The organism is Shewanella sp. YQ_9, from assembly GCF_043103185.1.
In the GTDB taxonomy this organism is placed as follows: Bacteria; Pseudomonadota; Gammaproteobacteria; order Enterobacterales; family Shewanellaceae; genus Shewanella; species Shewanella algae.
Genome location: NZ_JBICJO010000021.1, coordinates 1 through 25,940 on the forward strand (window position 1 = coordinate 1; position 25,940 = coordinate 25,940).

Consider the following 25,940-nt stretch of genomic DNA (forward strand, 5'->3'; position numbering starts at 1 on the left):
AGTAGTGCGCCAAGGCGTGATACTAAAGGAGCGGTAGTTCAGTTGGTTAGAATACCGGCCTGTCACGCCGGGGGTCGCGGGTTCGAGTCCCGTCCGCTCCGCCAACTTAAAGAGAAAGCCTCATCGAAAGATGAGGCTTTTTTCGTTTTTATCCAGAACTGCGTTGAACTTTACCCCGCGACAAATCGACTTCTGCCCCTGCAAACTAACGTGCGTACAACTCTCTAAACTGCGTGTCATGCTGGTTTTCCACTCTCCCTGTTTCTCCCTTTCTTGTGTCTTCCAAGCCGTGCTTGCTATTCATCCAGCTGTTACTTAACGTATATGCAGTTTTTGCCAAAGGGATCTTTGAATGAAGTTAGAGATGATTTGTACCGGAGAGGAAGTGTTGTCCGGTCAGATAGTAGATACCAATGCCGCCTGGTTTGCCAATGTGATGATGGAGCATGGGATTGAGGTGCAGCGCAGGGTCACAGTGGGGGATAGACTCGAAGATCTGATAGCCGTATTTCAGGAGCGTAGTCTCCATGCCGATATCATTCTGGTTAATGGTGGTTTGGGGCCAACCAGCGACGATCTCTCGGCCGAAGCTATGGCCAAGGCTAAGGGTGAGCCTCTGGTTGAGAACGCCGAATGGCGTGCCAAGATGGAGGCCTGGTTCAGCCGTAACAACAGAGAGATGCCGGCCAGTAATCTGAAACAGGCTTTACTGCCTGAGTCTGCCGTCATGGTCGATAATCCGGTTGGCACGGCCTGTGGCTTTAGAGTCAAACTCAATCGTGCCTGGCTCTATTTCACTCCAGGGGTGCCATTTGAGCTGAAACATATGGTTCAGGAGCAGTTTCTGCCCTTTATCAAACAGGAGTTCGGCCTGGATGCAAAAGTCGCATTGAATAAGCTGTTGACCCTGGGCCATGGCGAATCGACGCTGGCCGATAAGCTGGAAGCATTGGAGTTGCCAGCAGGGATCACCGTAGGTTATCGCTCCTCTATGCCACATATAGAGATCAAGTTGTTTGCCCGCGGTGATAAGGCCATTGCACTGTTGCCCCGAGTAACCAATCATGTGCGACAGGTTTTGGGCACTGCGGTTGTTGCCGAAAATCGCGCGACACTGGCGGAAGAGATCCATCATAGGTTGTTGAATTCCGGCCTTAGTCTTAGCCTGGCCGAGTCCTGTACAGGAGGTATGTTGACCAGCCAATTGGTGGCTTTCCCTGGCAGTTCTTCCTATTTACATCAGGGGTTGGTGACCTACAGCAATGAGAGTAAGGTGCGTATTCTTGGGGTACAACCTTCAACACTGGATGACCATGGCGCTGTGTCGATTGCCACCGTTGAGGAGATGGCGATGGGGGCCAGGGAGATACTGGATAGTGACTATGCTCTGGCCACCAGTGGTATTGCCGGTCCTGATGGTGGCACAGAGGAGAAGCCTGTCGGTACTGTCGCCATAGCCTTGGCAACCAAAGGAGGTTGTTACAGCCAGATGATTCAGCTGCCAAGACGTTCTCGAGAGCTGGTTCGCAGCCTCAGCAGCGCAGTAGCCTATGACATGCTGCGTCGCGAGTTGCTGGGCGAGGCGGTTATTGTTGACTACTCCTCTATTGGTCGATTTGCCAAATAGTCAAAGGCAGCAATAGGTTAAACCAGTAATAGGTTAAATAAAAAGACGCAGCCAAGGCTGCGTCTTTTTTGTGCTCTGAATATCGATTTATTTAAACTCCAGCACCAGCTTGCCTGGTTTAACCTGAAGGCTCTTGGTCATATCGGCCAGTCTCGCTTGGTTGCTGTCCTGGGTGTCCAGAACATAAACCGGCTGACTTTCGAGGAAGTTGCGGATAAAGCCCATCAACTGTGGGGCAATACCTTTTAAAGCCCGCTGAATATCCTTGGGATTGGACTCGACAGAGGTCAACTCCAAACCACGGAGATAGACGCCATGGGTTTGGTTGTCATACCAAGGCTTGGCCTCAAACTCTGTTGTCAGGCTGGCACGCAGGGGAAACAGCGGCGTTCTGAGTATCAGTTCCGAGGTGGCTTTCACCGCCATGGTATCCGGCTTGTGCCCCAATTTGACTGTTACCCGATTCAACTGGATCTCTGTTGCCAGTGGCCCCTGGGTGTCTTGCATATCCAGTTGCAGCTCTTTATTCAGATAGGATTCCAGCTGTCCTTCGCTGATGCTGTATTGGCTGACACAGCCGCCCAACATCAACATCAACCACAGAGACAGCAGTAGGGGCAGCCTCATCCTGTATTCCTCATGCCCGCTGCGACACCGGCTATGGTCAGCATCAGCGCCAGTTGCAATTGTTCCGAAGTTTCCTGTTCCTTGCGACTTCGGGCCAACAACTCGGCCTGCAGGAAGTTGAGCGGGTCGATATAGGGGTTTCGAAGCCGCACCGATTCCCTGTTCCAGGGAGTATGCGACATCAGGCTGTCAGAGCGGGTCAGTTCGAGTACCGCCTGGATCCCCTGTTGCAGTCTCTCCCTGAGAGCTTCACCCAAATGACGCAGGTCTTCAGGCACCAGGCAGGTGTCGTAATAGCGGGCGAGGTTGGGTTCTGCCTTGGCATACACCATTTCCAGCATGGAGATACGGGTGTTGAAGAAGGGCCACTGACGTTCCATCTCCTGTAGCAGAGAAAGCTCTCCTCGTTTGGCCGCGGCTTCGAGCGCCTCACCGGCACCGAGCCAGGCTGGCAGCATCAAACGGTTCTGTGACCAGGCAAATATCCAGGGAATGGCGCGCAGGCTTTCGATACCGCCATCCACCCGGCGTTTGGCCGGTCGACTGCCGAGTGGCAGCTTACCCAGCTCTACTTCAGGCGTTGCGGCTCTGAAATAGGCAACAAAGTCAGCTTCTTCCCTGACTATGCTGCGGTAGGCCAGTACAGATTCATCGGCCAGTCGCTGCATGCATTGCCGCCATTCCTGTTTAGGCTCGGGAGGCGGAAGCAAAGTGGCTTCCATCACCGCCGAGGTGTAAAGCGCCAGTGACTGCACTGCCAACTTAGGGAGACCGAACTTGAAGCGGATCATCTCTCCCTGCTCTGTCACCCGGATCCGTCCGTCAACTGAGCCCGGAGGCTGTGACAGAATCGCCTGGTGAGCCGGGCCGCCGCCACGACCGATAGTACCGCCACGGCCGTGGAATAGGGTCAGTTTGACGCCAGCCTTCTTGCATACCGCAACTAGTTGTTCTTGCGCCCGATATTGTGCCCAGGCCGCGGCCATGACTCCGGCATCCTTGGCCGAATCCGAATAGCCAATCATCACTTCCTGCATGCCTTTGGTGTAACCCAGATACCAATCGATATCGAGCAGGGCAGAGATGCAATCGGCGGCATTGTTGAGGTCATCCAGGGTCTCAAACAGCGGCACTACCCGCATGGGATAGTGACAGCCGGTTTCTTTGAGCAGCAAGAGTACCGCCAGCACGTCGGATGGTTGGCTGGCCATGGATATCACATAGGAGCCCAGCGCTTGTTGAGGCTGAGTGGCTATCAAGCGGCAGGTTGCCAGTACCTCGGCCACCTCGTCTGATGGCTGCCAGTTTACCGGGATCAAGGGTCTGCGATTGGCCAGTTCCCTGAGCAGGAAGGCCTGCTTTTCTGTCTCATCCCAATGGTTGAAGTCACCCATGCCCAGATAGCGGGTAAGCTCGGCAATGGCATTGGCGTGGCGCTCTGCATCCTGGCGGATATCCAACCTCAGCATATGAATGCCGAAGCAGGCCAAGCGGCGCAACATATCCAGCAGCAAGCCATTGGCTATCAGACTCATGCCGCAATCGCACAGGCTGTGATACAGCATCAGCAGCGGCTTTTTCAGGTCGTCCTGGTGCCAGATGATGCTATGGCTGTCGATTTCGGGCTGATGACCTTCGAGGCGGGCATTGAGATAGTCTATGGTGTTGCGCAGCTTTTGGCGCAGATCTCTGAGCACGTCACGATAAGGTTCACAGCTGCCGTTGGTATACTGGCTCAGCTCCTCGTTGGCTTCTTCCATGGACAATTCGCCAACCAGAGAGACGATATCTTTGAGATAGAGTCTGGCGGCGGCATGGCGATTACGATCCAATACTTCCTGAGTGACCTTGGCGGTAACAAAGGGGTTGCCATCACGGTCGCCACCCATCCAGCTGGAGAATCGCACCGGCGCGATATCAATTGGTAGTTGGCTGCCGGTGCGCTCTTCTACCTGGTCGTTGAGCTGGCGTAAAAAGTCGGGAATCGCCTGCCACAGTGAGGTTTCGATAGTCGCCAAACCCCAGCGGGCTTCATCTACCGGTGTCGGGCGTTCGCGGCGGATCTCATTGGTATGCCAAATCTGGGCAATTAGCTGCCGCAGTCGCAGATTGATCTGTTTAAACTCGCGCTCGCTGAGCTGATCGTTTTCCAGAGCCGTCAGACAATCGACCACAGATGAGTACTTCTGGATCAGGGTGCGGCGGGATATCTCGGTCGGGTGTGCCGTCAGTACCAGATCTATGTTCATCTCCCTCAGACAGGACAGCATCTGCTTCTGATCTATCGGGCCGTTCAGCATGCGTCCGAGCAGTTGCTCCACGGGATCCGGTACACACACCAGTTCATCACAGTTGCGGCTGATGGTATGAAACTGCTCGGCGATATTCGCCAGGTTGAGAAATTGGTTAAAGGCTTTGGTGACCGGCACCAGTTCGTCATCGGGCAAGGCCGTCAGCAGTTCCAACATCTGCTGACGGGCGCTTTCATCACCCTGACGGGAACTCTTGGCCAGTTGACGGATCTGCTCCACCTTATCGAGAAATGGCTCCCCCAGATCGGATCGCATGGTGTCGCCGAGGATCTGCCCAAGCATACTGACGTTGGATCTTAAGGATGCATACATATCTGCCATCGTGTTGATTGCTCCAAAGAATAGTGAGAAAGAGTCGTCGTTTCGGGCGGACTTGAGTAGAGCACAATAACCAGCACTGTGCCCTATGGTCAATACGCTGAGGTATTTGCCTTACGTTGTTTCCAGCAGCTGTGGGCTGGATCATTATTTTATACAGGCATGATAAATAAGCTGTTTCAGCAAATCTATTGTAGGTTTGATCTGCGCCGTATCCAAATATTCATCCGGTTGATGAGCCTGCTCTATGCTGCCGGGTCCCAATACCAGAGTGTGGCACCCCAGTTGCCGAATATAAGGCGCCTCGGTGGCATAGTTCACCACTTGAGGTGGCTGTCCCGCCAAGCTGGCGACCAGTTGGCTCCAGGGAGAGTCTCTATCATCGGCAAACGGCTCTGAGCCGGGATAGAGTTCGCTGATGGAAACTGATCCTGGGAATTGTTCGCAGACCGGCTGTAAATACTGCTGCAGCATGAGTTGCAGATCGGTCAAAGCCAAACCGGGAAGCGGGCGAATATCCAGATGCAGATCACAGCAACCACAGATACGGTTGGCTGCATCGCCGCCGTGGACATGGCCAAAGTTCATGGTTGGGTAAGGCACACTGAAGGCATCTTCGCGATAGTGTTCGCTCAAATGCTGCTTGAGTTTAAGTAGTCGGCCTATGATCAGATGCATCACTTCTATGGCATTGAGTCCCTTGGCCGGATCTGACGAGTGGCCGCTGCGGCCCGTTACTCGAATGCCTTGAGCCATGTGCCCTTTATGCATATAAACCGGCCGTAGGCTGGTGGGTTCGCCTATGATGGCAAATTCAGGCTTGATTGCAGCGTTGGCGGCAAAGGCCTTGGCCCCATTCATTGTGGTTTCCTCATCGGCACTGGCGAGAATATAAAGAGGTCGCTTCATTTGTGTCAGCGGCAGTTGTTTCAAGGTCTCCAATATCAAGGCAAAGAAACCCTTCATGTCACAAGTTCCCAAGCCATACCAAAGGTTATCTTTTTCGGTTAGCCGAAAGGGATCATGCTGCCAACGGCCTTCATCGAACGGTACTGTGTCTGTGTGCCCGGCCAGCAGTAGGCCACCTTGGCCAGTGCCCAGGTTGGCCAGCAGGTTATGTTTGTTGCGACTGCCGGGCACCGGCTGGCGGCGGCACTCCAACCCCAAATCGGCAAACCAGTTGGCCAGCAAGTCGATAACGGCAGCATTGGATTGATCTTGTTCGGGCTCCAGGGCACTGATGGAGGGCGAGGCGATAAGCGCACTGAAGCTTTCTGTGAGTTCCGGCAGTTTTTTCATGACTATCCTGCAAAACATTAAAAATAACTATTCATATATATTGCATAAATAAATTGCTGTGTTAGTCTAGCAAACAGCTAAAGCCAGTGTCATCTTTCATGGTGACTAAATTCAGTGAGACTAAGTATGTTGAGTTCGACCTTGAGCTTGATTCAGACCAAAAACTGCAATAACTCCCTGCGACGATAAACTTGTCATTAGGCGCTGAGCCACGGGCTTTCGTTGTGCCCTTCCTTTTTTTGATTAGCTTGAAGAATTAGAAACCATGAAAAATATCGCCATCATAGGGGCCAGTGGATATACAGGTGCCCAGTTAACCGCCCTGATCCAAGCTGAGCCAGAGTTAAGCATTCAAGGCTTGTATGTTTCTGAAAATAGTCTGGATAAGGGCAAAAGCCTGGCTGAACTTTATCCTGTATATCAACATATCTCTGCAGTGTTGCAGCCGTTAACGCCAGAGGCCAAACAGCAGATAGTGGCGCAGGCCGACGCCGTGGCGCTGGCGACCGAACATTCGGTAAGCCTGGAATTGGCGGCCTGGTTTTATGCCCAGGGGCTGGCGGTATTTGATTTGAGCGGTGCTTATCGTTTCAGCGACGCGGCCAATTATCCCAAGTGGTATGGCTTTGAGCATAACCAAGCCGAAGTATTGGCACAGGCAGTTTATGGTCTGGCCGAGTGGAATGCCGAGGCGATTGCCAACAGCAAGATGATTGCGGTTCCCGGTTGTTATCCCACGGCATCCCTGTTGGCGCTTAAGCCGCTCAAGTCACTGATGACAGATGCTTTCCCCGTTATCAATGCTGTTAGCGGTGTGACCGGAGCCGGGCGCAAGGCGCAGCTGCACACCAGTTTCTGTGAAGTGAGTTTAACGCCCTACGGTGTGCTTGGTCACAGGCATCAGCCCGAAATCGCCAGCCAACTGGGGCAGGAAGTGATTTTTACTCCGCACCTTGGCAACTTCAAACGCGGCATTCTCGCCACCATTACGCTGCAGCTCAAGCCGGGTACCAAGGCAGAGGACGTTGCCGAGGCTTACAGCATCTACCATGGCTCGAGCATTGTCAGCGTAAAACAGAACCAATTTCCCAAGGTGGATGACGTGGTACACACAGGCAATTGTCATCTGGGGTGGAAGTTTGATGAACAGAACCATTATCTGGTGGTGGCCAGTGCCATAGACAACCTGATGAAGGGCGCTGCCAGTCAGGCGCTGCAATGCATAAAGATTCACTTTAAATACTAATTATTCCCGGAACGGTTAGAGAGAGTTGTCACTATGAGCACGAAAGACAAGGTGTTGGTTCTGAAAGTTGGCGGCGCACTGATGCAGTGTGAGATGGGAATGGCCAGGCTGATGGATACGGCGGCGAAAATGCTGGCCCAGGGACAGAAGGTGGTTCTGGTTCATGGTGGCGGTTATCTGGTGGATGAACAGCTCAAGGCCAATGGCATGGATACGGTGAAGCTCGATGGCTTGCGGGTCACCCCGCCGGAGCAGATGCCGATCATCGCCGGCGCCCTGGCCGGTATGTCCAACAAGATACTGCAGGCGGCGGCCATCAAGGCTGGTGTCGCCAGCGTTGGCATGAGTCTGGCGGATGCCAACTTGGTCGATGCGGTAATTAAAGATGAACGTTTGGGGCTGGTGGGTGAAGTTTCCCCCAAAGACGGCAGCTATATCAATTTCGTCCTGTCTCAGGGTTGGATGCCCATTGTCAGCTCCATTGCAGTATCCAGCGAAGGGCAACTGCTTAACGTCAATGCCGATCAGGCTGCCACAGTGCTGGCCAAGCTGGTGCAGGGCAAGCTGGTGCTGCTCTCCGATGTTTCCGGAGTATTGGACGGTAAGGGGCAGTTGATCGCCAGTCTTAATCGTAGCGAAATCGACGACCTGGTGAAATTGGGCGTGATAGAGAAAGGTATGAAAGTCAAAGTAGAGGCGGCGTTGGAAGTCGCAGAACTCATGGGGCAGCCGGTACAGGTTGCTTCCTGGAGAGATGCGGCGCAACTGGCTGCATTGGCTCAGGGCGAAGCCGTGGGTACGCAAATAAAACCATAGGAGAAGGCAGTATGAAGCACCTGTTGACCATTAAAGAACTCACCCAATCCCAGTTGCTGGCGTTGTTGGACTTGGCCAAGAAGATCAAGGCCAATCCGGCAGACTACCGACACGCGCTTGCGGGCAAGAGCGTAGTGATGCTGTTTGAAAAACCTTCCCTGCGTACCAGGGTCAGTTTCGATATCGGTATCCATAAGCTGGGTGGTCACTGTCTTTATTTGGATCAACAAAATGGTGCTTTGGGCAAGCGCGAATCTGTTGCCGATTTCGCCGGTAACCTTTCCTGCTGGGCCGACGCCATAGTGGCACGGACTTTCAGCCACAAGACCATAGAAGGCCTGGCCGAGTTCGGCACTGTACCTGTGATCAATGCGCTGTCGGACTTGTACCACCCTTGTCAGGCACTGGCGGATTTTCTGACCCTGTCAGAACAGCTCGGTGACTTGGGCAAGGTGAAATTGGCCTATGTAGGTGATGGCAACAACGTGACCCATTCATTGATGATAGGCGCTGCTATTCTGGGTGCCAGCATGACGGTTATCTGCCCCGAAGGGCATTTCCCCGATGGTCTGATTGTCAATGAAGTACAGCAACTGGCGGCCGAGAATGGAGGCAGCCTGATACTGACTTCAGACATCGCCGCCCTGGAAGGTCAGGATGCCGTCTACACTGATACTTGGATTTCCATGGGCGACCAAACAGAACTTTCTGATATTGAAACAAAATTTAATCCTTATCAGATCAATCAGCCGCTGATGGATCAGTATAAGGTGAAGTATTTTATGCATTGTTTACCCGCTCACAGAGGGGTAGAAGTGACAGATGAGGTGATGGATGGCAAAGGTTCTCTGATCCTGCAACAGGCAGAAAACCGCATGCACGCGCAGAATGCCGTTCTGGTAACACTTTTGAGCTGATGGCCAAGGGCCAGTTGAATCTAGGAAAATTAAGATGTCTATTGCACAGAAAAACACAGATGTGAAAAAAGTTGTCCTGGCCTACTCCGGCGGCCTGGATACCTCGGCCATCATTCCCTGGCTGAAAGAGAACTATAACAACTGTGAGATCGTTGCCTTTTGTGCCGATGTTGGACAAGGGGAAGCCGAACTCGAAGGTTTGACAGAAAAGGCGTTGGCTTCCGGCGCCAGTGAATGTCATATTGTTGATTTGAAAGAAGAGTTTGTTAAAGACTACATCTATCCCACCATAGCAACCGGTGCCATCTACGAGGGAACCTATCTGCTGGGCACCTCCATGGCCAGACCCATCATCGCCAAGGCTCAGGTGGAAGTGGCCCGTAAGGTCGGCGCCGACGCCCTGTGTCATGGTTGTACCGGCAAGGGTAACGATCAGGTGCGTTTCGAAGGCTGTTTTGCCGCACTGGCGCCGGATCTGAAAGTGATTGCCCCTTGGCGTGAGTGGACCATGGAGAGCCGTGAAGATCTGCTGGCTTACCTGGCCGAGCGCAACATCAAGACCTCGGCTTCGGCCACCAAGATCTATAGCCGCGACGCCAACGCCTGGCATATCTCCCACGAAGGTGGGGAGCTGGAAGATCCCTGGAATGAGCCCAGCAAAGAGGTGTGGACCATGACAGTCGATCCGCTGGATGCGCCAGATGAGCCTGAGTATGTCAGCCTGAAAGTGGAAAACTGCCGGGTGATTGAAGTCAACGGTGAAGCCCTGAGCCCCTATGCGGCGCTGATGAAGCTGAACCAGATTGCTGCCGCTCACGGTGTTGGCCGTATCGATATCACTGAAAACCGGCTGGTGGGGATGAAGTCCCGTGGCTGTTATGAAACACCGGGCGGCACTGTCATGTTTGCTGCTCTGAGAGCGGTAGAGGAGTTGGTGCTCGACAAGACCAGCCGTAACTGGCGTGAACAGGTGGCCGCTCAGATGGCACATCTGGTCTATGATGGTCGTTGGTTTACACCTCTGTGCAACTCGCTGTTAGCGGCATCCGAGGCACTGGCCCAGGACATTAACGGCGAAGTGGTGATCAAGCTCTTCAAGGGCCAGGCGGTTGCCGTGAAGAAACGTTCTCCCAATAGCCTGTATTCCGAGGCGTTTGCCACCTTCGGTGAAGACACGGTTTACGATCAGAAACACGCCGAAGGCTTTATCCGCCTCTACTCATTGGCGAGCCGTATCCGCGCGCTCAACAGCAAGTAAGCGTCAGTATATCAGGGGCGCATCGGCGCCCCTTAGTTTTTATGCCCGAGAAAGAGGACCTTATCATGGCTTTATGGGGTGGCAGATTCAGCGGCCAAAGCAGCGAACTTTTCAAACTCTTCAACGATTCCCTGCCGGTGGATTTCCGTTTACTGGAGCAGGATATCCAGGGCTCAGTCGCCTGGGCCGAGGCGATAACCCAGGCCGGCGTGTTAACCCAGGAGGAATGCCAGACCCTGACTCAGGCGCTGGCTGAGTTGCTCGCAGAAGTTAAAGATACGCCGGAGCAGATCATCGCTTCCGGCGCCGAAGATATTCACAGTTTTGTGGAATCACAGCTGATCGCCAAGGTGGGTGACTTGGGTAAGAAGCTGCACACCGGCCGTTCGCGCAATGACCAGGTGGCGACCGATCTCAAGCTGTGGTGCAAACAGGAAGGCGCACACCTGCTGAGTCTGTTGATTGAAGTCAAACAGGGGCTGCTGGCCTTGGCCGAGCGTGAGTTGGATGCCGTGATGCCGGGATATACCCATCTGCAGCGGGCGCAACCCGTGACCTTTGGCCATTGGGCTTTGGCTTATGTGGAAATGTTTGAGCGGGATATCAGCCGCTTGCAGGATGCACTGAATCGCCTCAACACCTGCCCTCTGGGTTGTGGCGCCTTGGCGGGTACAGCTTATGTCATCGACCGTCAGGCGCTGGCGGCCAGCCTGGGCTTTGCCTCTGCTACCCTCAACAGCCTGGACAGCGTGTCTGATCGTGACCATGTGATCGAGCTCTGCAGCGATGCCTCTATCAGCATGATGCACTTAAGTCGTATGGCTGAAGATATGATCTTCTTCAATTCCGGCGAAGCCAACTTTATCGAGCTGGCCGACAATGTCACCTCAGGTTCTTCCTTGATGCCGCAGAAGAAGAACCCCGATGCGCTTGAGCTTATCCGCGGTAAAGCGGGCAGGGTATACGGCAGCTTGATGGGGATCCTCACCACCATGAAGGCGCTGCCACTCGCCTACAACAAGGATATGCAGGAAGACAAGGAAGGCTTGTTCGATGTGATGGACAGCTGGAGCCTGTGCTTGAAAATGGCGGCTCTGGTGCTTGAAGGTGTCAAGGTTAACCGAACCAATGCGTTGGCCGCAGCTCAACAGGGATACGCCAATGCCACTGAACTGGCGGACTATCTGGTGGGTAAAGGCATGCCCTTCAGGCAGGCGCATCACGTTGTGGGTGAAGTGGTGCTGCAAGCTATTGCTGAGGGTAAGCCACTGGAAGCCTTGCCACTTGAAATCTTACAAAGCTATGCCGATATCATAGCGGAGGATGTTTATCCGCATTTGGGTATCGATTCTTGCCTGGCGAAACGCAATATTCTCGGCGGTACCGCGGTAGAGCAGGTCAAGGCAGCGCTGGCTGCCAAACAGGCCAAATAGAAGCTATCCCTCGGATTCGAGCCAAACAAAAACGCGCCAATCGGCGCGTTTTTTAATGTTTAACAGACGGTGTTACACAGACAGTTACTGGAACAGCTCTTCCGGCGGTGTTTCGATAAAGATGTCGCTGTCATCTTCGGCGCCGGTGGCGTATTCCTTGGGTTCTGTACCCTGAATAAAGTACTCGAAGTCGCTGGTGTAGTCTGTCTTACGCGACAGCTTGCCGCTATCCAAATCAATACGCACCGAAACGATTCCAGCCGGTGGAATGCTGGGTTCTTCCGGCGTTCCTTCCAGAGCATCGCGCATAAACTCGTTCCAGCCTGGGCCCGCGGTCTTGGCACCGGATTCGGCCCCTGAAATCTGATCTTTGGCGCCGCTGGCATTCCAGGCGGTACGTCCCAGCTCACGGCCATGGTCATCGAAGCCGACCCAGACGGTGGTGGCAAGCTTGGGATTGTAGCCACTGAACCAGGTGTCCCGCGATTCGTTGGTTGTTCCCGTTTTACCGGCTATGTCATGGCGTTTGACCACTCTGGCGGCGCGCCAGGCGGTACCGTTCCAGCCAGTGCCCTTGCTCCAGTTACCGCCACCCCAGATAACACTCTTGAGGGCATCGGTGATCAGGAATGCGGTCTGTTCGCTGATCACTTGCTTGGCGTGACGGGCACTTGGGCTGTCACAGCTGAAAGGATCTTCCTGAACCTGGGGCTGCAGCGGCTCTTGCATAGTCAAATCGGTTATCGCGTTATCCGCCATATCCTCTTCAGGCTTAAGCGGCGCATCACAAGCCAGAGCCGGATGAGCTTGTTCAAGGATTTCGCCCTGGGCATTCTGGATCCGTTTAATGAAGTAAGGTTCAACCAGGTAGCCCCCGTTGGCAAAGGCAGAGAAGGCAGTGACCACCTGCAAAGGTGTGGCAGATGGCGAACCCAGCGCCAGAGACTCGTTGCGGTTGAGCTCTTTGGCATCGAAACCAAACTGCACCAGCTTGTCGATGGCGGCATCCAGCCCAACATAACGCAGGGTTCTCACCGACATCACGTTGATAGACTGGGCCAGTCCCAGACGCAGCCTGGTGGGGCCGCCGTATACGTCGGGTGAGTTTTTGGGGCGCCATGCCGTACCTTGGCTGAGGTCGGGCTTGTTGATCGGCGCATTGTTGATCAGTGTCGCCAGGGTATAGCCTTTCTCCAGCGCCGTAGCATATAAGAAAGGCTTTATGTTGGAGCCCAGCTGACGTTTGGCCTGAGTTACCCGGTTGTACTGGCTCTGACTGAAGCTGTAACCACCGACCAGAGCCTGAATTGCACCATCTTTGGGATCTATCGAGACTATGGCGCTGGCAACCTGAGGCACCTGAGCCAACTGCCAGATATCGCCGTTGTTACGCACCCAAATCTGCTCGCCCACTTTCAGAAACTGTTCGGCTTTCTTCGGTGGTGCGCTTTGGCGTTTGTCATTGATAAACTTGCGGGCCCATTTGAGGCCATCCCAAGGCAGAGTGAGTTTTTCTCCCGAGGCGAGCAGCACCTGTGCTTGCTGTTCCTCTACTTGCAATACGGCGGCTGGCCTGAGCTCCTGAATGGGCATAGTTTTCTTCAGGGTGGCAATCAACTCGCTCTCATCAGGCTGCTTGTCTGTCCATAGAACCGCTTCTGGGCCTCGATAGCCATGGCGTTCATCATAGGCGTAGACATTGTTGCGCAGTGCCTTCTGGGCTTTTAACTGCAGTGATGAGTCTATGCTGGTGTAAACATCGTAACCACCGGTATAGGCTTCCTCTTCACCATATTTCTGCACCATATAATCTCTGGCCATCTCTGAAATGTAAGGGGCATAGAGATCGATTTCGGCGCCATGGTATTTGGCGGTAATAGGTTGAGCACTGGCTTCGTTATATTCACTCTGGGTGATATAGCCGACCTCCAGCATACGGTTGAGCACCAGGTTACGACGGGTCAAAGCTCGGCTGGGGGAGGTGATAGGGTTGAGTGTTGAAGGGGCTTTTGGCAAACCTGCGATAACTGCCATTTCAGCAAGCGTCAAGTCTTTGACTTCCTTGCCATAATAAACTTGAGCCGCGGCGCCAACCCCGTAAGCACGCTGTCCAAGATAGATACGGTTGACATAGAGCTCCAGAATTTCATCTTTGGTTAGCAGCTGCTCTATGTGGATAGAGATAAATATCTCTTTGACTTTACGAATAATTGTCTTGTCTCGAGTCAGGAAGAAGTTCCTGGCCACTTGCATGGTAATGGTACTGGCACCCTGTTTTTTCTCGCCGGTGGCCAGCATAACCAATGCGGCGCGCACCACACCTATGGGGTCGATACCTTTATGCTCATAAAAGCGTGAATCTTCGGTTGCCAGGAAGGCCTGCAATAGTGGTTTGGGCACATCGGCCAACTCCAGCGGGATCCTGCGTTTTTCACCGAATTGCGAGATCAGTTTGCCGTCACTGGAATACACCCTCAGTGGCGTTTGCAGTTGAACTGTCTTGAGTGTAGCGACATCCGGGAGTTCGGGCAGGACGTAGAAGTAGGCTCCAACGATAGCTGCAACCCCAAGAAGGGCCAGACTGAATAGAGCTATGAGTATACGTTTTAACCACTTCACGAGATTATTCCAAAACTTGCTGCGGGCACAATAGTATATAAGGCGTTTTGTGCAGGGTGAAGCAAAAAGGCAGCGTCAAAAAATTAGCCGTTGTAATGTGCTCAAACATTTTATACAAAGGGGCGTAACAATTTGAAAATGTGCTAATCTAAAACCTAACAATAACAAAGTGACAAAGGACTATGCTTTCGAATCTATGGAAGCGTCAGGCTCCGCAAATGGTGGGTATTGACATCGGTTCTCACGAGGTCAAAGCGATCCTGCTGGGCAAGACAGGCGATGGTTATAAAATCCAGGCTTATGCCGCTGCTCCTGTAAAAAAAGGAGCCATCAATGATCATGATATTCGCGATCCTGAAGCCGTTATTGAAGCAATGAGACAGCTGAAGAGGCAATTGCCCAAATCAACTAAATTTGCTTCTGTCGCTGTATCCGGATCAGCCGTAATGACTAAAGTCATCTACATGGACGCCTCCTTGAGTGAGGTTGAAATGGAGGCGCAGATTGAGATTGAAGCGGATAACCTCATTCCCTATTCACTTGATGAGGTCAGCATTGATTTTGAAACGCTGAGCGTCAACAAGACAGACCCCAGCAAGGTTGATGTCTTGCTTAGTGCTTGCCGTACCGAAAATATTGATGCCAGAATCGACGCGCTGGACAGTGTCGACCTTGAGCCTAAAGTTGTTGATGTAGAAGGCTATGCTCTGGGACGTGCCCATGAATTGATCCTGGGGCAGCTTCCGGATGGCGCAGCAGATCAGGTTGTCGCTTTGGTTGATATCGGTGCCAACATGACCACCTTCGCCGTGGTGGAAAAAGGGGAAACAGCCTTTATCCGCGAGCAAGCATTTGGTGGTGAACTCTTCACTCAATCTATATTGTCTTTTTACGGTATGTCCTATGAGCAGGCGGAAAAGGCCAAGATAGAAGGTGATCTACCTCGCAATTATATGTTTGAGGTGTTATCGCCATTTCAAACGCAATTATTGCAACAGATAAAACGTACGCTGCAAATATATTGCACTTCCAGTGGTAAGGATAAAGTCGATCATTTGGTGCTTTGTGGCGGCACTTCCAAATTAGAAGGCATGGCTAATCTTCTAACCAATGAATTAGGTGTTCACACTATAATTGCCGACCCCTTTCAGGGAAGTTTACATGCGGACGATTCAGTAAAAAATGCCCTGCAACCCCATATCAGTAAATACATGGTGGCCTGCGGCCTGGCACTGAGGAGTTATGCTCAATGGCGAACATAAACTTATTGCCATGGCGTGAAGAAGCCAGGGAAAAACAGAAGCGCGATTATATAGGTATTCTGGCTGCTGTTTTTATTGGCGCCGCGTTATTGGTTTATTTGGCACTGAATTTTATCGACTTGATGACAGAGGATCAGCGTCAGCGAAATGCTTATCTCCAGTCAGAAATTAGTTTGCTTGACAAGCAGATAGCTGAAATCACCAAGATAAAACAGCGCAAAAAGGATATTGAACGTCGCACCGAGATTATTCTTAACCTGCAACAGGCGCGTAATTTGCCAACCCACGTATTGGATGAGCTGGTACGGGTTATTCCGCCAGGTATCTATCTTTCCAGCATAGAAAAGAAAGGCAGCCTTATCTGGATCGAAGGACGCAGTGAGTCCAATAACAATGTCGCCAACATGATGCGAAAAATTAAAGCATCAGAATGGCTTCAGGATCCGAGTATGCAGTCGATAGTCTCTCAACAGGAAGAACTCAGAGAGCTGCAACGCTTCAGTCTCAAAGTCAGTATCAAGGGAGCAAACCGGCTTGAAGGGACGGCACAGATGGCGAAAGGAGCGGGCAAATGAGTTTCGATTTGAGCCAGTTCAATGATCTGGACATGGAGAATATCGGCGGCTGGCCGACTCAGGTCAAGGCCGTATTTGCAGGCTTGCTGGCGATTCTGGTGTTCGTCGGTGGCTATTATCTGTTTGTTTCAGACGCCATAGATATTTACCAGTCTGAACAGGTGAAAGAGCAACAACTGCGTGATGATTTCAAGCAAAAGTATCTGTTGGCCGCTAACCTGAAATTGTATAGGGAGCAATTGGTACAGATGGAGGCACAATTTGCCGAACTGTTGAAGATGCTGCCATCAGAGAATGAAATGCCGGGTTTGCTTGATGACTTGACCTATGTCGCCACAGATGCGGGTCTGAAGATCCAGAGTCTGGATTGGGATGCCGAGATCCAACGGGATTTCTATATTGAGTTTCCGATACGCATGGCTGTGACCGGTGACTATCACCAATTGGGGCACATGGTCGGCGGAGTTGCCAAGCTGCCACGGATCGTCAGCCTGCATGACTTTGTGGTTAAGCGCGATCCATCCGGCACCTTGGCAATGGAAATTCTGGCCAAGACCTACAGATTTAAAGAGGGAACGGAATTACCGCCGGAGAAGGCTAAGGGGAAAGGTAAATGAAACAACTCATCCCCCTGATCGCGGCGGCGTTAATGCTTGGCGGCTGTATCGGTGACAGAACAGATCTTGAAGCCTTTGTCACCAGCACCAAGGCTCAGCATGTTGCCAGGATCCCGCCGTTGAAAGAGCCGCCTCAGTTTGAGCATTTTGATTATCAGGCAGATATGTTGCGTAGTCCCTTTGTGCCGCCTTCCCGGGAACTGACGGAAGAGGTGATAGATACCACCAAGGATTGCCTGCAGCCGGATCTCAAGCGTCGCAAGAGCCGTCTCGAAACCTATGCGCTGGACAACCTCAAGATGCGCGGCACCCTGAGCGAAGACAACGTGGTTTGGGCCTTGGTGGAAACAACCGATGGCAATGTCTATCGGATGGGAGTGGGCGAGTATTTGGGACTCTATCACGGCCGCATCGCCAAAGTATCAGCACAGAATATCGACATCATTGAATTAGTACCGGACGGTTCCGGCTGTTGGACAGAGCGCAACAGCAGCCTGGAATTGACCGGAGAATAACAAGCGAAGGATGAGGGAATAATGGAATCTTCTGCCGCGAATATCACCCCGAAGAATGCAGCCAAATGGATGCAGTTTATCCTGGGCAGCCTGCTCGTCCTGGGGCTCAGTCCCTACGCTGGTGCTGCCAACAAGCTGGTGGATGTAAAGTACCACGCCATTGTGGATCATCAACTGGAGCTGGAGTTGGTGTTTGACAAGCCGATATCTGAGCCGGAAATCAATTTGAGTGCCGATCCAGCCAGTATCCAATTGGACTTCAGCGACAGTATTTCGGCGCTGGAGAAAGCACAGATCCCTATTAATACTGCCGGTGTCGAGCAGCTGTCCAGCATGCAGGACGGCGATAATTTACGACTGGTTCTGGCACTGAAAAAAGTGAAACCTTATCAGGGTAAAGCGGTAGACAACGTTTATCGTTTGACTGTCAATGATGAGGTCATGGATCCCCAGAGCAAGGCCAGTAGTCCTTTCGTCAATAGCATAAAGAATATTGATTTCCGCCGCTTGGGTGACAATGGCGGAGAATTGCTGGTTGAGCTGCGTAATTCATCGGTTGCCGCCAATGTGGAGCAAGTTGGCTCCAGGCTGGAGCTGAAGTTGTATAACACAGATATTCCATCTGACATGCTATATGTCATGGATGTGCAGGACTTTGCCACTCCGGTGAAGAGCTTTGAGACCTTCAAAGAAGAGCTGACTACCCGGGTGCTAATCGATATCAAAGGTGACTACGAATATAACTACAAGCAAGATGGCAATATGTTCACCTTGGCGATGAACAAGGTCGAGCGTGAAGTTCAACTGGAAGAAGAGAAGAAATACTCAGGTAAGACTCTGTCACTTAACTTCCAGAATATTTCCGTCAGAACCGTGCTGCAGATTATCGCCGATTACAATGATTTCAATCTGGTGACCAGTGATACTGTCGACGGCAGCATCACCCTGAGACTGGACGATGTCCCTTGGGATCAGGCGTTGGATCTTATCCTGCAAACCAAGGGGCTGGATAAGCGAATCGAGGGTAATATCCTGATGGTGGCGCCGGCGGAAGAGCTGGCCATTCGTGAAGAAAACCAACTCAAGAACAAGAAAAAGGTTTCTGAAGAGTTGGCACCGCTTTACTCAGAGTATCTGCAGGTGAATTACGCCAAGGCCAATGATATTGCCAACCTGCTGAAGGGAGAAGGCTCCAGCCTGTTGTCCAAGCGTGGCACTGTTGCCGTGGACGAAAGAACCAATACTCTGTTGGTTAAAGACACGGCCGATATTCTGGAAAATGTGCATAAGTTGATTGAAGTATTGGACGTGCCTATTCGTCAGGTGCTGATTGAAAGCCGAATGGTCACGGTTAAAGATGATGTTTCGGAAGACCTGGGTATCCGTTGGGGAATTACAGATCAGCAGGGCAATAAGGGCACATCGGGTAGCCTGGAAGGTGCTCAGGACATAGCCAACGGCACCATTCCATCAATTGGCGATCGTCTCAATGTGAATCTGCCGGCAGCACCAAGCAATGCTACCAGCATAGCTTTTCATGTGGCCAAATTGGCTGACGGTACCGTCTTGGACCTGGAATTGAGTGCGCTGGAGCAGGAAAACAAGGGTGAAATCATTGCCAGTCCGAGGATTACCACTTCGAATCAGAAAGCCGCTTATATTGAGCAGGGTGTCGAGATCCCTTACGTGGAATCGGCTTCCAGTGGGGCGGCAACTGTACAGTTCAAGAAAGCGGTACTGTCGCTGCGGGTAACACCTCAAATCACCCCGGACAACCGCGTGATACTGGATCTGGAAATTACTCAGGACTCGCAGGGTAAGGTAGTACAAACTCCGTTGGGAGAGGCTGTCTCCATCGATACCCAGCGCATAGGTACTCAAGTGCTGGTGGATAATGGTGAAACCATAGTCTTGGGTGGTATCTATCAACAGAACCTGATCAGCCGGGTCAGCAAGGTTCCTGTATTGGGGGATATCCCCTTGGTCGGCTTCCTGTTCCGCAATACTTCGGACAAGAATGAGCGCCAGGAGCTACTGATCTTCGTAACGCCCAAGATAGTGACCGAAGAAATCTAGGGAAGGTGTGAATGGGTCATCGTGGCGTTCTCTTTTGTAGAGCGTGGCTTGCACAGCAATTGGCATTCAAAGCATCTGATTGAAGGCATGCCGGGGTCAACCTAAGTTTTTTCCAAACCTGTAAAACCTCAATCAAAGCCAGTGCCAGTCGCTGGCTTTGATGTTTGGGCCCGGGGAAATTTGGCTTTAATAGTCGGCATTACTTGCCTTGAATGTCCTTAAGCTGAGATAATCCCCGGTCAAGTCTCATTAGAGCAAGGTAACAAATCCCGTCGATTTGATAGTAAGTCGACATTCGGCAAACTTTTCATAAGATTCAGACGTACAAGAAATGGCTGAAAAACGTAATATTTTTCTGGTAGGCCCTATGGGCGCAGGCAAAAGCACCATAGGTCGTCATCTGGCACAAATGCTGCATTTGGAATTCCACGATTCAGATCAAGAGATTGAAAATCGCACTGGCGCTGACATTGCCTGGGTATTTGACGTTGAAGGCGAAGAAGGTTTCCGTCGCCGCGAGGCTCAGGTGATTTCCGATCTGACCGAGAAACAAGGCATAGTTCTGGCCACAGGTGGTGGCTCAGTTCAAAGCAAAGATATCCGCAACTTCCTCTCTGCCCGCGGTATCGTGGTGTATCTGGAAACCACTATCGACAAGCAAGTGGCCCGTACCCAGCGCGACAAGCGTCGTCCCTTGCTGCAGGTAGATAATCCTCGTGAAGTGTTGGAAGCACTGGCAGACGTGCGTAATCCTCTCTATGAGGAAATCGCCGATGTTATCGTCAAGACAGACGAGCAAAGCGCCAAAGTTGTGGCCAATCAAATCATTGAACAATTAGGCTTCTAGGACGCAAGATGCAACAGATCCGGGTTGATTTAGGTGAACGCAGTTATCCTATCTTCATTGGCCAGGGTCTGTTGGCCCAGAGCGATTGCCTGACGGCGAGTGTCTCGGGTAAAAAAGTCCTCATTGTCTCCAATGACACAGTAGCTCCCCTGTATCTGCAGTCTTTGCAGCGCCTTCTGCTGCCTGCGGCTCAGGTTTTTGCTCATATTCTGCCCGATGGTGAGCAGTACAAGACACTGGCACAACTCGAAAGCGTATTTACGGCTCTGCTTGAGCACAACTGCGGTCGTGATGTGGTGCTGGTGGCTCTCGGTGGCGGTGTCATTGGTGACATGGTCGGCTTCGCTGCGGCCTGTTATCAGCGGGGCGTGGACTTTATCCAGATCCCCACTACGCTCCTGTCTCAGGTCGATTCCTCTGTGGGCGGCAAAACAGCGGTCAATCATCCGCTGGGCAAGAACATGATAGGCGCTTTTTATCAGCCACAACTTGTGCTGATAGATACCCTGTGCCTGAAGACTCTGCCGGTGCGTGAATTTGCCGCCGGCATGGCTGAGGTGATCAAATACGGCATCATTTGGGATGCTGACTTTTTCCTGTGGCTCGAAAACAATGTTGAGTCACTCAAATCGCAGCAGCCAGAGGCTCTGGCTTATGCCATACGTCGCTGCTGTGAGATAAAAGCCGAAGTGGTTGCCGAAGACGAGACAGAGCAGGGGGTTCGCGCTCTGTTGAATCTGGGGCATACCTTTGGTCATGCCATCGAAGCCGAAATGGGCTATGGCAATTGGCTTCATGGTGAAGCGGTTGCCGCTGGCACGGTCCTTGCTGCACAAACTGCAAAAGCCATGGAACTGATTGACGAGTCAATTCTCCGTCGCATCACTGAGCTGCTACAGGTATTCGACTTACCGGTAACTGCACCAGAGTCCATGGATTTTGAAAGTTTTATCAAACACATGCGGCGTGACAAGAAAGTTTTGGCAGGGCAAATTCGCCTGGTTTTGCCCACAGACATGGGTCAGGCCGGTATTTTTGCTCAAGTGCCGGAATCCCTACTCGAACAGGTGATCTGCCGCACTTGATCCTTGATGGGTAACAATGGTGGCAACCGAAGAACTTCTCCTGCCCTCGCAAGAGGCACTGTTACAAAGACTGCAGCATCTGGCCTGTTATGGTCAGCAGCTGGTTTTGTTGCAGGGGCAGGCTGGAGCAGGTAAGACACGACTGTTGACCGCCTTGGCCAATGTGCTCGATGAGCATAATCTGGCGTTGGTCAGTTGCCCTCAACATGCCGATGCTGCTGAAATAAGGCGCAAGTTGCTGATCCAGTTGCTGCCCGATCCCCTGTTTGACGACGAGCAGCCTCTGGCCGATACCCTGCTGCGCTATCTGGGTGAGATGCGCAAGCCTATCCACATTCTGATCGACGATGCCGATAATATGCCCTTGGCGCTTTGGGCCGAGTGTTTATTGCTGACTCAGCTGCAGGCCAGAGGTGAGCCTATCACGTTGACCTGTTCTGTCTCTCCGGAGTTTGCCGAGCAGCTACAGCTTCAACTGCCCAAAGCACAGAAACAACAGGTGTTGCCGGTTAAGCTTGAGCCGCTTTCTCTCGTCGAGCGTGAGGGCCTGTATCAGACACTGTTGACCCGCAGCGCAGTGCACACTTTCACGCCACGGGCCATAGTGGTCAAGCAGTTGGAGAGGCAACAAGGCACACCGGCCGAGGTATTGGCATTGCTGGAGCTGGCATTGAATGGTGAGCCGCCGAGGCCAAGGGTATTCCCTTGGAAGACCATACTGACATCGAGCCTTGCCGTGCTTATCTCTCTGGCGCTGCTCTCTTGGTATCTGCTGCGCTCGACCGAGCCTCTGCCTGAATTGCCCAAGTCAGCCCTGGTGCTGGAGCATAGTACAAGTCCCTTAAGCCAATTTGCCGAACGTTGGCTCGATATTGACCAAGATCAGGAGGCGCTCTCAACTACGCCCGTTTACGTTCGCCTGGAACAAGTACAAAGCCAGGTAACAGAGCCGCAGGCGGTCTTGGAGCAAATAAACGATCAGCATGTAGAGACTCAAGTGGTTACAGCGCGATCCTCAGAGTCAGAATCTGAGCTACTGAGTGACGCCAAGGCAATACTGGATGTGCAAACCGCTCCTGTTACTACGCCGGTTACCCAAAAGCCGCAGGTCAAAGAGGCCGCTAAGGCTTCTCAAGATACCAAGTCGCAAGAAGTTCAGAATAAATCTGAGCTAGAACAAGAGCCCAGTGCCGGAGTGCTACCGACACAGGGTTATACTTTGCAGTTGGTGAGTCTGAAACGTGAATCGTCACTGACGGCGTTTATGGCCAAGCTGAAAAAAGTGGAAAATGTCAGGGTAGCCAAGCACAAGGATTGGTGGGTGGTATTGGTAGGGGAATATGCCAGTAAGCAAGAGGCCATCGAAGCCGGCAAAGTGTTGCAGCAGACTTTGGGCCTGTCTCAACCCTTGGTCAAGTCATGGCAATCACTGCAACACTATCGCTTACAAGCTGGCCTAAGTAACAGTGAAATTTCATCTTAAACGGAGTACAATCCTCACTTTCGTTTTTCCGGGCACCAATCAATTTTAATGAAGAAAAAACAAAGAGCCTTTCTTAAGTGGGCCGGTGGTAAATTTAAACTGGTTGATGCCCTGACTCAGCACTTGCCCAAGGGTCAGCGGTTGGTTGAGCCCTTTGTCGGTGCCGGTTCTGTGTTTCTCAACACAGATTATCCGAGCTATCTGTTGTGCGATATCAATCGCGACCTGATCGATCTTTACTCTATCATTCAGACTCGTCCGGAAGCATACATAGGGGCGGCGGCGGAACTGTTTGTACCGCGAATGAACGATAAAGAGCAATACTATCTGGTCAGAGAAAAATTCAATCGCAGTCGTGACCCCTTCGAGCGGGCAGTCTATTTTCTCTATCTCAACCGCCACGGCTTTAATGGTCTGTGTCGTTATAACCGTAAAGGCTCATTCAATGTGCCCTTTGGTTCCTACAAGAAGCCGTATTTCCCTGAGAAAGAGATCCGCGGTTTTGCTGCCAAGGCACAAAATGCCGAGTTTCGCTGCATCGGCTACGAGCAGGCGTTTTCCCTGGCTAAAAGCGGTGACGTGATTTATTGCGATCCGCCATACGCACCTTTATCGACCACCGCCAGTTTTACCACTTATGTCGGTGCCGGCTTCTCTTTGGATGACCAGGCACTGCTGGCCAGGCATTCCCGTCATACCGCCATTGAGCGTGGCATACCTGTGCTTATCAGCAACCATGATATTCCGTTGACCCGTGAGCTCTATCACGGCTCGAGAATGGAAGCGATACAGGTTCAACGTAACATCAGCCAGAAAGGCAGCACCAGAACCAAGGTGAACGAGTTGATGGCCCTGTACGACGAAACCTATCACAACGAGAACGACTGAAAGTCATCTTTGCCAAAGTAATCAGGCGAGTACTCGATTTACCAGCAGCAACAGACCTAGTACCAGTAGTGCGGCCAGCAACACGCCCGTGATGATATAAGGGAGAGGTGAGGAATTGGCGCTGAAGTCCCTGACGCGATTGGACTCACTCTGCACGCCGAAGAAGGCTGCCAGCGTACTGTAAAGGTAACGCCAGTAGCGGCCAAGCATCTAGAAACCGTTATTGGAATTCGCCGGAGCCATATCATCAACCGGTTTACGTTGATGGCCGTGCAGCAACTCCAACAAGTCAACAAAATGGAACTGACCCGAACGACTCTTGCCGCTGAGCCAACTCTTCCAGCTCAGATCATCTTCCTGAGTCGCACAGCGATTATTGGGATGGCTGGAAGGCAGGTTGGGATTGTAATCATTTTCCTGGCTGCAGCTACAGGCCAGATTATTGCTGGAAGAACCCAGGCTTTGGAAACCAACGGCAGTTGCTCCCACCACGCCAGCGGCGACAGCGAGTATGACTGCTGACTTGATGCTGTGTGTGAAAACCTGCGGTTTCTGGTTCATCCTGTTCCAATCCCAAATGTGACATCGGTCAATTATAACAAAGCCGTTGATAAATTGAACAGCTTTTTACCAAGTAACAACTTTATTCCAACTTATGGCGCTTTTCAACGGCAGAAATGGGCGCCAGGCTATAGAGCCCGAGCGCCTTGGCGGGTAAAATAGGCGACTTCTTAAACATCCTGTGAGAATGCTATGCGCCCATATCTTATTGCTCCTTCCATTCTGTCTGCCGATTTTGCCCGCCTGGGTGATGATGTTAAAGCCGTATTGGATGCGGGGGCCGACGTGGTTCACTTCGATGTGATGGACAACCATTATGTACCTAACCTGACCATAGGCCCCATGGTCTGCAAGGCGTTGCGTGACTATGGTATTACCGCCGATATCGATGTGCACCTGATGGTGAAGCCGGTCGATCGCATAGTGCCTGACTTTGCCAAGGCGGGGGCTTCTATCATCACTTTCCATCCAGAGGCCAGCGAGCATGTGGATCGTACAGTGCAACTCATCCGCGACAATGGCTGTAAGGCGGGTTTGGTTTTCAACCCTGCCACGCCACTGCACTACCTGGACTATGTGATGGATAAGCTGGATGTGATTTTGCTGATGTCGGTCAACCCAGGGTTTGGTGGTCAGTCATTTATTCCATCGACACTGGACAAACTGGCCGAAGTGCGTCGCCGCATCGATGAGAGTGGCCGCGATATCCGCTTGGAAGTCGACGGTGGGGTTAAGGTGGACAATATTGCCGAAATCGCCGCCGCCGGTGCCGATATGTTTGTAGCCGGTTCTGCCATCTTTAGCCAACCGGACTATAAAGCTGTTATCGACCAGATGCGCAGTGAACTGGCAGGAGTGTAAGTTATGATCGCAAGCAGTATCAGTGCGATCGCCTTTGATTTGGATGGCACTCTGGTGGACAGTGTGCCGGACTTGGCCGCTGCAACCCAGGCAACCTTGGCCGATATGGGACTGCGTGGTTGCACTGAAGACCAGGTTCGCAGCTGGGTTGGCAATGGCACAGAGATGTTGATGCGCCGGGCGCTGACCTCGAGCCTGGGCGATGAGCCGGATGCCTCTGTCATGGCCGATGCCATGCCGGTATTTATGAGGCACTATGAGGCCTGCCTCGAGCGTTACAGTAAGCTCTATCCCGGGGTTGAGTCCGTGCTTGGCACCCTGCAGCGACGAGGTTTCAAGCTGGCGGTAGTCACCAACAAGCCTTATCGCTTTACTGTGCCTCTGTTGCAGGCCTTTGGTATTGAGTCGTTTTTCAGTGAAATTCTCGGCGGCGATTCACTCACCAAGATGAAGCCGGATCCCTTGCCGCTGACCCACCTGCTGGATAAATGGCAGTTGCAGCCTCAGCAGATGTTGATGGTGGGCGATTCCCGCAACGACGTTCTGGCGGCAAAAGCCGCAGGTATTGCCTCAATCGGCTTGACCTATGGCTACAACTACGGTGAAGATATTGGGCTTTGCGGCCCAGATGCCGTATGCGATCATTTTGAGCAAATTTTGGCGCATTTGCCGCCACAGCAATCGGAGTAATGAAATTC

The 25,940-nt window shown here is 52.2% G+C and carries 23 protein-coding genes and 1 tRNA gene; 18 read left to right on the forward strand and 6 right to left on the reverse strand.

Features of this window, described 5'->3' with window-relative positions:
- Positions 1 to 27 precede the first annotated feature (27 nt).
- Positions 28 to 104: transfer RNA gene (locus ACF8D4_RS06290), tRNA-Asp, on the forward strand.
- Between the two features lie 248 nt (positions 105 to 352).
- Positions 353 to 1,627 carry a CinA family nicotinamide mononucleotide deamidase-related protein gene (locus ACF8D4_RS06295; RefSeq protein WP_044733472.1) on the forward strand — a complete coding sequence of 425 codons (1,275 nt, stop codon included), beginning with the start codon at positions 353 to 355 and terminating at the stop codon, positions 1,625 to 1,627.
- Between the two features lie 87 nt (positions 1,628 to 1,714).
- On the opposite strand, the gene ACF8D4_RS06300 is transcribed toward ACF8D4_RS06295, so the two are convergent.
- The 3 genes from ACF8D4_RS06300 to argE all read right to left on the reverse strand — a co-directional run bounded on the left by ACF8D4_RS06300 (position 1,715) and on the right by argE (position 6,183).
- Complete coding sequence (locus tag ACF8D4_RS06300; RefSeq protein ID WP_028780996.1) at positions 1,715 to 2,254, reverse strand: DUF1439 domain-containing protein; 540 nt, start codon at positions 2,252 to 2,254, stop codon at positions 1,715 to 1,717.
- The gene (gene ppc, locus ACF8D4_RS06305; protein WP_392468528.1) at positions 2,251 to 4,887 is read right to left on the reverse strand and encodes a phosphoenolpyruvate carboxylase; all 2,637 of its coding nucleotides are present in this window, start codon (positions 4,885 to 4,887) and stop codon (positions 2,251 to 2,253) included. Before ppc ends, ACF8D4_RS06300 begins: the two co-directional genes overlap by 4 nt.
- Positions 4,888 to 5,031: 144 nt before the next feature.
- Complete coding sequence (gene argE, locus ACF8D4_RS06310; protein ID WP_096142610.1) at positions 5,032 to 6,183, reverse strand: acetylornithine deacetylase; 1,152 nt, start codon at positions 6,181 to 6,183, stop codon at positions 5,032 to 5,034.
- A 265-nt stretch (positions 6,184 to 6,448) separates the two neighbouring features.
- Here argE and argC point away from each other — a divergent pair, with 265 nt between their 5' ends.
- The 5 genes from argC (at position 6,449) to argH (ending at position 11,853) form a co-directional block, all read left to right on the forward strand.
- Entirely contained in the window at positions 6,449 to 7,429 is a 981-nt protein-coding gene (gene argC / locus ACF8D4_RS06315; RefSeq protein WP_071237674.1) for an N-acetyl-gamma-glutamyl-phosphate reductase, read from the forward strand.
- Positions 7,430 to 7,462: 33 nt separating this feature from the next.
- Entirely contained in the window at positions 7,463 to 8,245 is a 783-nt protein-coding gene (gene argB / locus ACF8D4_RS06320; protein ID WP_025011587.1) for an acetylglutamate kinase, read from the forward strand.
- Between the two features lie 11 nt (positions 8,246 to 8,256).
- Positions 8,257 to 9,162 carry an ornithine carbamoyltransferase gene (locus ACF8D4_RS06325; RefSeq protein ID WP_096142608.1) on the forward strand — a complete coding sequence of 302 codons (906 nt, stop codon included), beginning with the start codon at positions 8,257 to 8,259 and terminating at the stop codon, positions 9,160 to 9,162.
- A gap of 34 nt (positions 9,163 to 9,196) precedes the next feature.
- On the forward strand, positions 9,197 to 10,420 hold the full coding sequence (locus ACF8D4_RS06330; protein ID WP_301561083.1) for an argininosuccinate synthase: 1,224 nt from the start codon (positions 9,197 to 9,199) through the stop codon (positions 10,418 to 10,420).
- 65 nt (positions 10,421 to 10,485) lie between these two features.
- On the forward strand, positions 10,486 to 11,853 hold the full coding sequence (argH, locus tag ACF8D4_RS06335) for an argininosuccinate lyase (RefSeq protein WP_025011590.1): 1,368 nt from the start codon (positions 10,486 to 10,488) through the stop codon (positions 11,851 to 11,853).
- An 84-nt stretch (positions 11,854 to 11,937) separates the two neighbouring features.
- Here argH and ACF8D4_RS06340 read toward each other — a convergent pair whose 3' ends face one another.
- Positions 11,938 to 14,472 carry a penicillin-binding protein 1A gene (locus ACF8D4_RS06340; RefSeq protein ID WP_028780991.1) on the reverse strand — a complete coding sequence of 845 codons (2,535 nt, stop codon included), beginning with the start codon at positions 14,470 to 14,472 and terminating at the stop codon, positions 11,938 to 11,940.
- A gap of 182 nt (positions 14,473 to 14,654) precedes the next feature.
- On the opposite strand from ACF8D4_RS06340, the gene ACF8D4_RS06345 reads away from it, so the two are divergent.
- The 9 genes from ACF8D4_RS06345 to ACF8D4_RS06385 all read left to right on the forward strand — a co-directional run bounded on the left by ACF8D4_RS06345 (position 14,655) and on the right by ACF8D4_RS06385 (position 23,820).
- Positions 14,655 to 15,734 (forward strand): pilus assembly protein PilM, encoded by a 1,080-nt coding sequence (locus ACF8D4_RS06345; RefSeq protein ID WP_025011592.1) that lies wholly within the window; start codon positions 14,655 to 14,657, stop codon positions 15,732 to 15,734.
- Positions 15,722 to 16,309: a PilN domain-containing protein gene (locus ACF8D4_RS06350; RefSeq protein ID WP_028780990.1), complete on the forward strand. Its 588-nt coding sequence runs from the start codon at positions 15,722 to 15,724 to the stop codon at positions 16,307 to 16,309. The genes ACF8D4_RS06345 and ACF8D4_RS06350 overlap by 13 nt, the downstream gene beginning before the upstream one ends.
- Positions 16,306 to 16,926, forward strand: a complete 621-nt coding sequence (locus tag ACF8D4_RS06355; RefSeq protein ID WP_025889304.1) for a type 4a pilus biogenesis protein PilO — start codon at positions 16,306 to 16,308, stop codon at positions 16,924 to 16,926. The genes ACF8D4_RS06350 and ACF8D4_RS06355 overlap by 4 nt, the downstream gene beginning before the upstream one ends.
- On the forward strand, positions 16,923 to 17,441 hold the full coding sequence (locus tag ACF8D4_RS06360; protein ID WP_025011594.1) for a pilus assembly protein PilP: 519 nt from the start codon (positions 16,923 to 16,925) through the stop codon (positions 17,439 to 17,441). Before ACF8D4_RS06355 ends, ACF8D4_RS06360 begins: the two co-directional genes overlap by 4 nt.
- 21 nt (positions 17,442 to 17,462) lie before the next feature.
- On the forward strand, positions 17,463 to 19,517 hold the full coding sequence (pilQ, locus tag ACF8D4_RS06365; RefSeq protein WP_144128708.1) for a type IV pilus secretin PilQ family protein: 2,055 nt from the start codon (positions 17,463 to 17,465) through the stop codon (positions 19,515 to 19,517).
- Positions 19,518 to 19,848: 331 nt separating this feature from the next.
- Positions 19,849 to 20,364: a shikimate kinase AroK gene (aroK, locus tag ACF8D4_RS06370; RefSeq protein WP_025011596.1), complete on the forward strand. Its 516-nt coding sequence runs from the start codon at positions 19,849 to 19,851 to the stop codon at positions 20,362 to 20,364.
- Between the two features lie 8 nt (positions 20,365 to 20,372).
- Positions 20,373 to 21,449, forward strand: coding sequence for a 3-dehydroquinate synthase (gene aroB, locus ACF8D4_RS06375; protein ID WP_025889306.1), 1,077 nt, complete (start codon positions 20,373 to 20,375; stop codon positions 21,447 to 21,449).
- Positions 21,450 to 21,465: 16 nt separating this feature from the next.
- Positions 21,466 to 22,932, forward strand: coding sequence for an AAA family ATPase (locus ACF8D4_RS06380; protein ID WP_392468535.1), 1,467 nt, complete (start codon positions 21,466 to 21,468; stop codon positions 22,930 to 22,932).
- 48 nt (positions 22,933 to 22,980) lie between these two features.
- On the forward strand, positions 22,981 to 23,820 hold the full coding sequence (locus ACF8D4_RS06385) for a Dam family site-specific DNA-(adenine-N6)-methyltransferase (protein ID WP_129980056.1): 840 nt from the start codon (positions 22,981 to 22,983) through the stop codon (positions 23,818 to 23,820).
- A gap of 21 nt (positions 23,821 to 23,841) precedes the next feature.
- Here the strand turns inward: ACF8D4_RS06385 and ACF8D4_RS06390 are convergent, their stop codons facing one another.
- On the reverse strand, positions 23,842 to 24,030 hold the full coding sequence (locus ACF8D4_RS06390; RefSeq protein WP_025011598.1) for a DUF2970 domain-containing protein: 189 nt from the start codon (positions 24,028 to 24,030) through the stop codon (positions 23,842 to 23,844).
- Positions 24,031 to 24,381, reverse strand: a complete 351-nt coding sequence (locus ACF8D4_RS06395) for a hypothetical protein (protein ID WP_025011599.1) — start codon at positions 24,379 to 24,381, stop codon at positions 24,031 to 24,033.
- Between the two features lie 192 nt (positions 24,382 to 24,573).
- Between ACF8D4_RS06395 and rpe the strand changes: the two genes are divergently transcribed.
- Both rpe and ACF8D4_RS06405 read left to right on the forward strand, forming a co-directional pair.
- Positions 24,574 to 25,242: a ribulose-phosphate 3-epimerase gene (gene rpe / locus ACF8D4_RS06400; RefSeq protein WP_025011600.1), complete on the forward strand. Its 669-nt coding sequence runs from the start codon at positions 24,574 to 24,576 to the stop codon at positions 25,240 to 25,242.
- A gap of 3 nt (positions 25,243 to 25,245) precedes the next feature.
- Positions 25,246 to 25,932, forward strand: a complete 687-nt coding sequence (locus tag ACF8D4_RS06405; RefSeq protein WP_037475295.1) for a phosphoglycolate phosphatase — start codon at positions 25,246 to 25,248, stop codon at positions 25,930 to 25,932.
- The last annotated feature ends 8 nt before the right edge of the window (positions 25,933 to 25,940 follow it).

Excerpts from the sequence above, each read along its gene's own strand:
- ACF8D4_RS06295 (WP_044733472.1), top strand. The coding sequence starts at position 353 with ATGAAGTTAGAGATGATTTGTACCGGAGAGGAAGTGTTGTCCGGTCAG.
- ACF8D4_RS06300 (WP_028780996.1), bottom strand. The coding sequence starts at position 2,254 with ATGAGGCTGCCCCTACTGCTGTCTCTGTGGTTGATGTTGATGTTGGGC.
- ppc (WP_392468528.1), bottom strand. The coding sequence starts at position 4,887 with ATGGCAGATATGTATGCATCCTTAAGATCCAACGTCAGTATGCTTGGG.
- argE (WP_096142610.1), bottom strand. The coding sequence starts at position 6,183 with ATGAAAAAACTGCCGGAACTCACAGAAAGCTTCAGTGCGCTTATCGCC.
- argC (WP_071237674.1), top strand. The coding sequence starts at position 6,449 with ATGAAAAATATCGCCATCATAGGGGCCAGTGGATATACAGGTGCCCAG.
- argB (WP_025011587.1), top strand. The coding sequence starts at position 7,463 with ATGAGCACGAAAGACAAGGTGTTGGTTCTGAAAGTTGGCGGCGCACTG.
- ACF8D4_RS06325 (WP_096142608.1), top strand. The coding sequence starts at position 8,257 with ATGAAGCACCTGTTGACCATTAAAGAACTCACCCAATCCCAGTTGCTG.
- ACF8D4_RS06330 (WP_301561083.1), top strand. The coding sequence starts at position 9,197 with ATGTCTATTGCACAGAAAAACACAGATGTGAAAAAAGTTGTCCTGGCC.
- argH (WP_025011590.1), top strand. The coding sequence starts at position 10,486 with ATGGCTTTATGGGGTGGCAGATTCAGCGGCCAAAGCAGCGAACTTTTC.
- ACF8D4_RS06345 (WP_025011592.1), top strand. The coding sequence starts at position 14,655 with ATGCTTTCGAATCTATGGAAGCGTCAGGCTCCGCAAATGGTGGGTATT.
- ACF8D4_RS06350 (WP_028780990.1), top strand. The coding sequence starts at position 15,722 with ATGGCGAACATAAACTTATTGCCATGGCGTGAAGAAGCCAGGGAAAAA.
- ACF8D4_RS06355 (WP_025889304.1), top strand. The coding sequence starts at position 16,306 with ATGAGTTTCGATTTGAGCCAGTTCAATGATCTGGACATGGAGAATATC.
- ACF8D4_RS06360 (WP_025011594.1), top strand. The coding sequence starts at position 16,923 with ATGAAACAACTCATCCCCCTGATCGCGGCGGCGTTAATGCTTGGCGGC.
- pilQ (WP_144128708.1), top strand. The coding sequence starts at position 17,463 with ATGGAATCTTCTGCCGCGAATATCACCCCGAAGAATGCAGCCAAATGG.
- aroK (WP_025011596.1), top strand. The coding sequence starts at position 19,849 with ATGGCTGAAAAACGTAATATTTTTCTGGTAGGCCCTATGGGCGCAGGC.
- aroB (WP_025889306.1), top strand. The coding sequence starts at position 20,373 with ATGCAACAGATCCGGGTTGATTTAGGTGAACGCAGTTATCCTATCTTC.
- ACF8D4_RS06380 (WP_392468535.1), top strand. The coding sequence starts at position 21,466 with ATGGTGGCAACCGAAGAACTTCTCCTGCCCTCGCAAGAGGCACTGTTA.
- ACF8D4_RS06385 (WP_129980056.1), top strand. The coding sequence starts at position 22,981 with ATGAAGAAAAAACAAAGAGCCTTTCTTAAGTGGGCCGGTGGTAAATTT.
- ACF8D4_RS06390 (WP_025011598.1), bottom strand. The coding sequence starts at position 24,030 with ATGCTTGGCCGCTACTGGCGTTACCTTTACAGTACGCTGGCAGCCTTC.
- ACF8D4_RS06395 (WP_025011599.1), bottom strand. The coding sequence starts at position 24,381 with ATGAACCAGAAACCGCAGGTTTTCACACACAGCATCAAGTCAGCAGTC.
- rpe (WP_025011600.1), top strand. The coding sequence starts at position 24,574 with ATGCGCCCATATCTTATTGCTCCTTCCATTCTGTCTGCCGATTTTGCC.
- ACF8D4_RS06405 (WP_037475295.1), top strand. The coding sequence starts at position 25,246 with ATGATCGCAAGCAGTATCAGTGCGATCGCCTTTGATTTGGATGGCACT.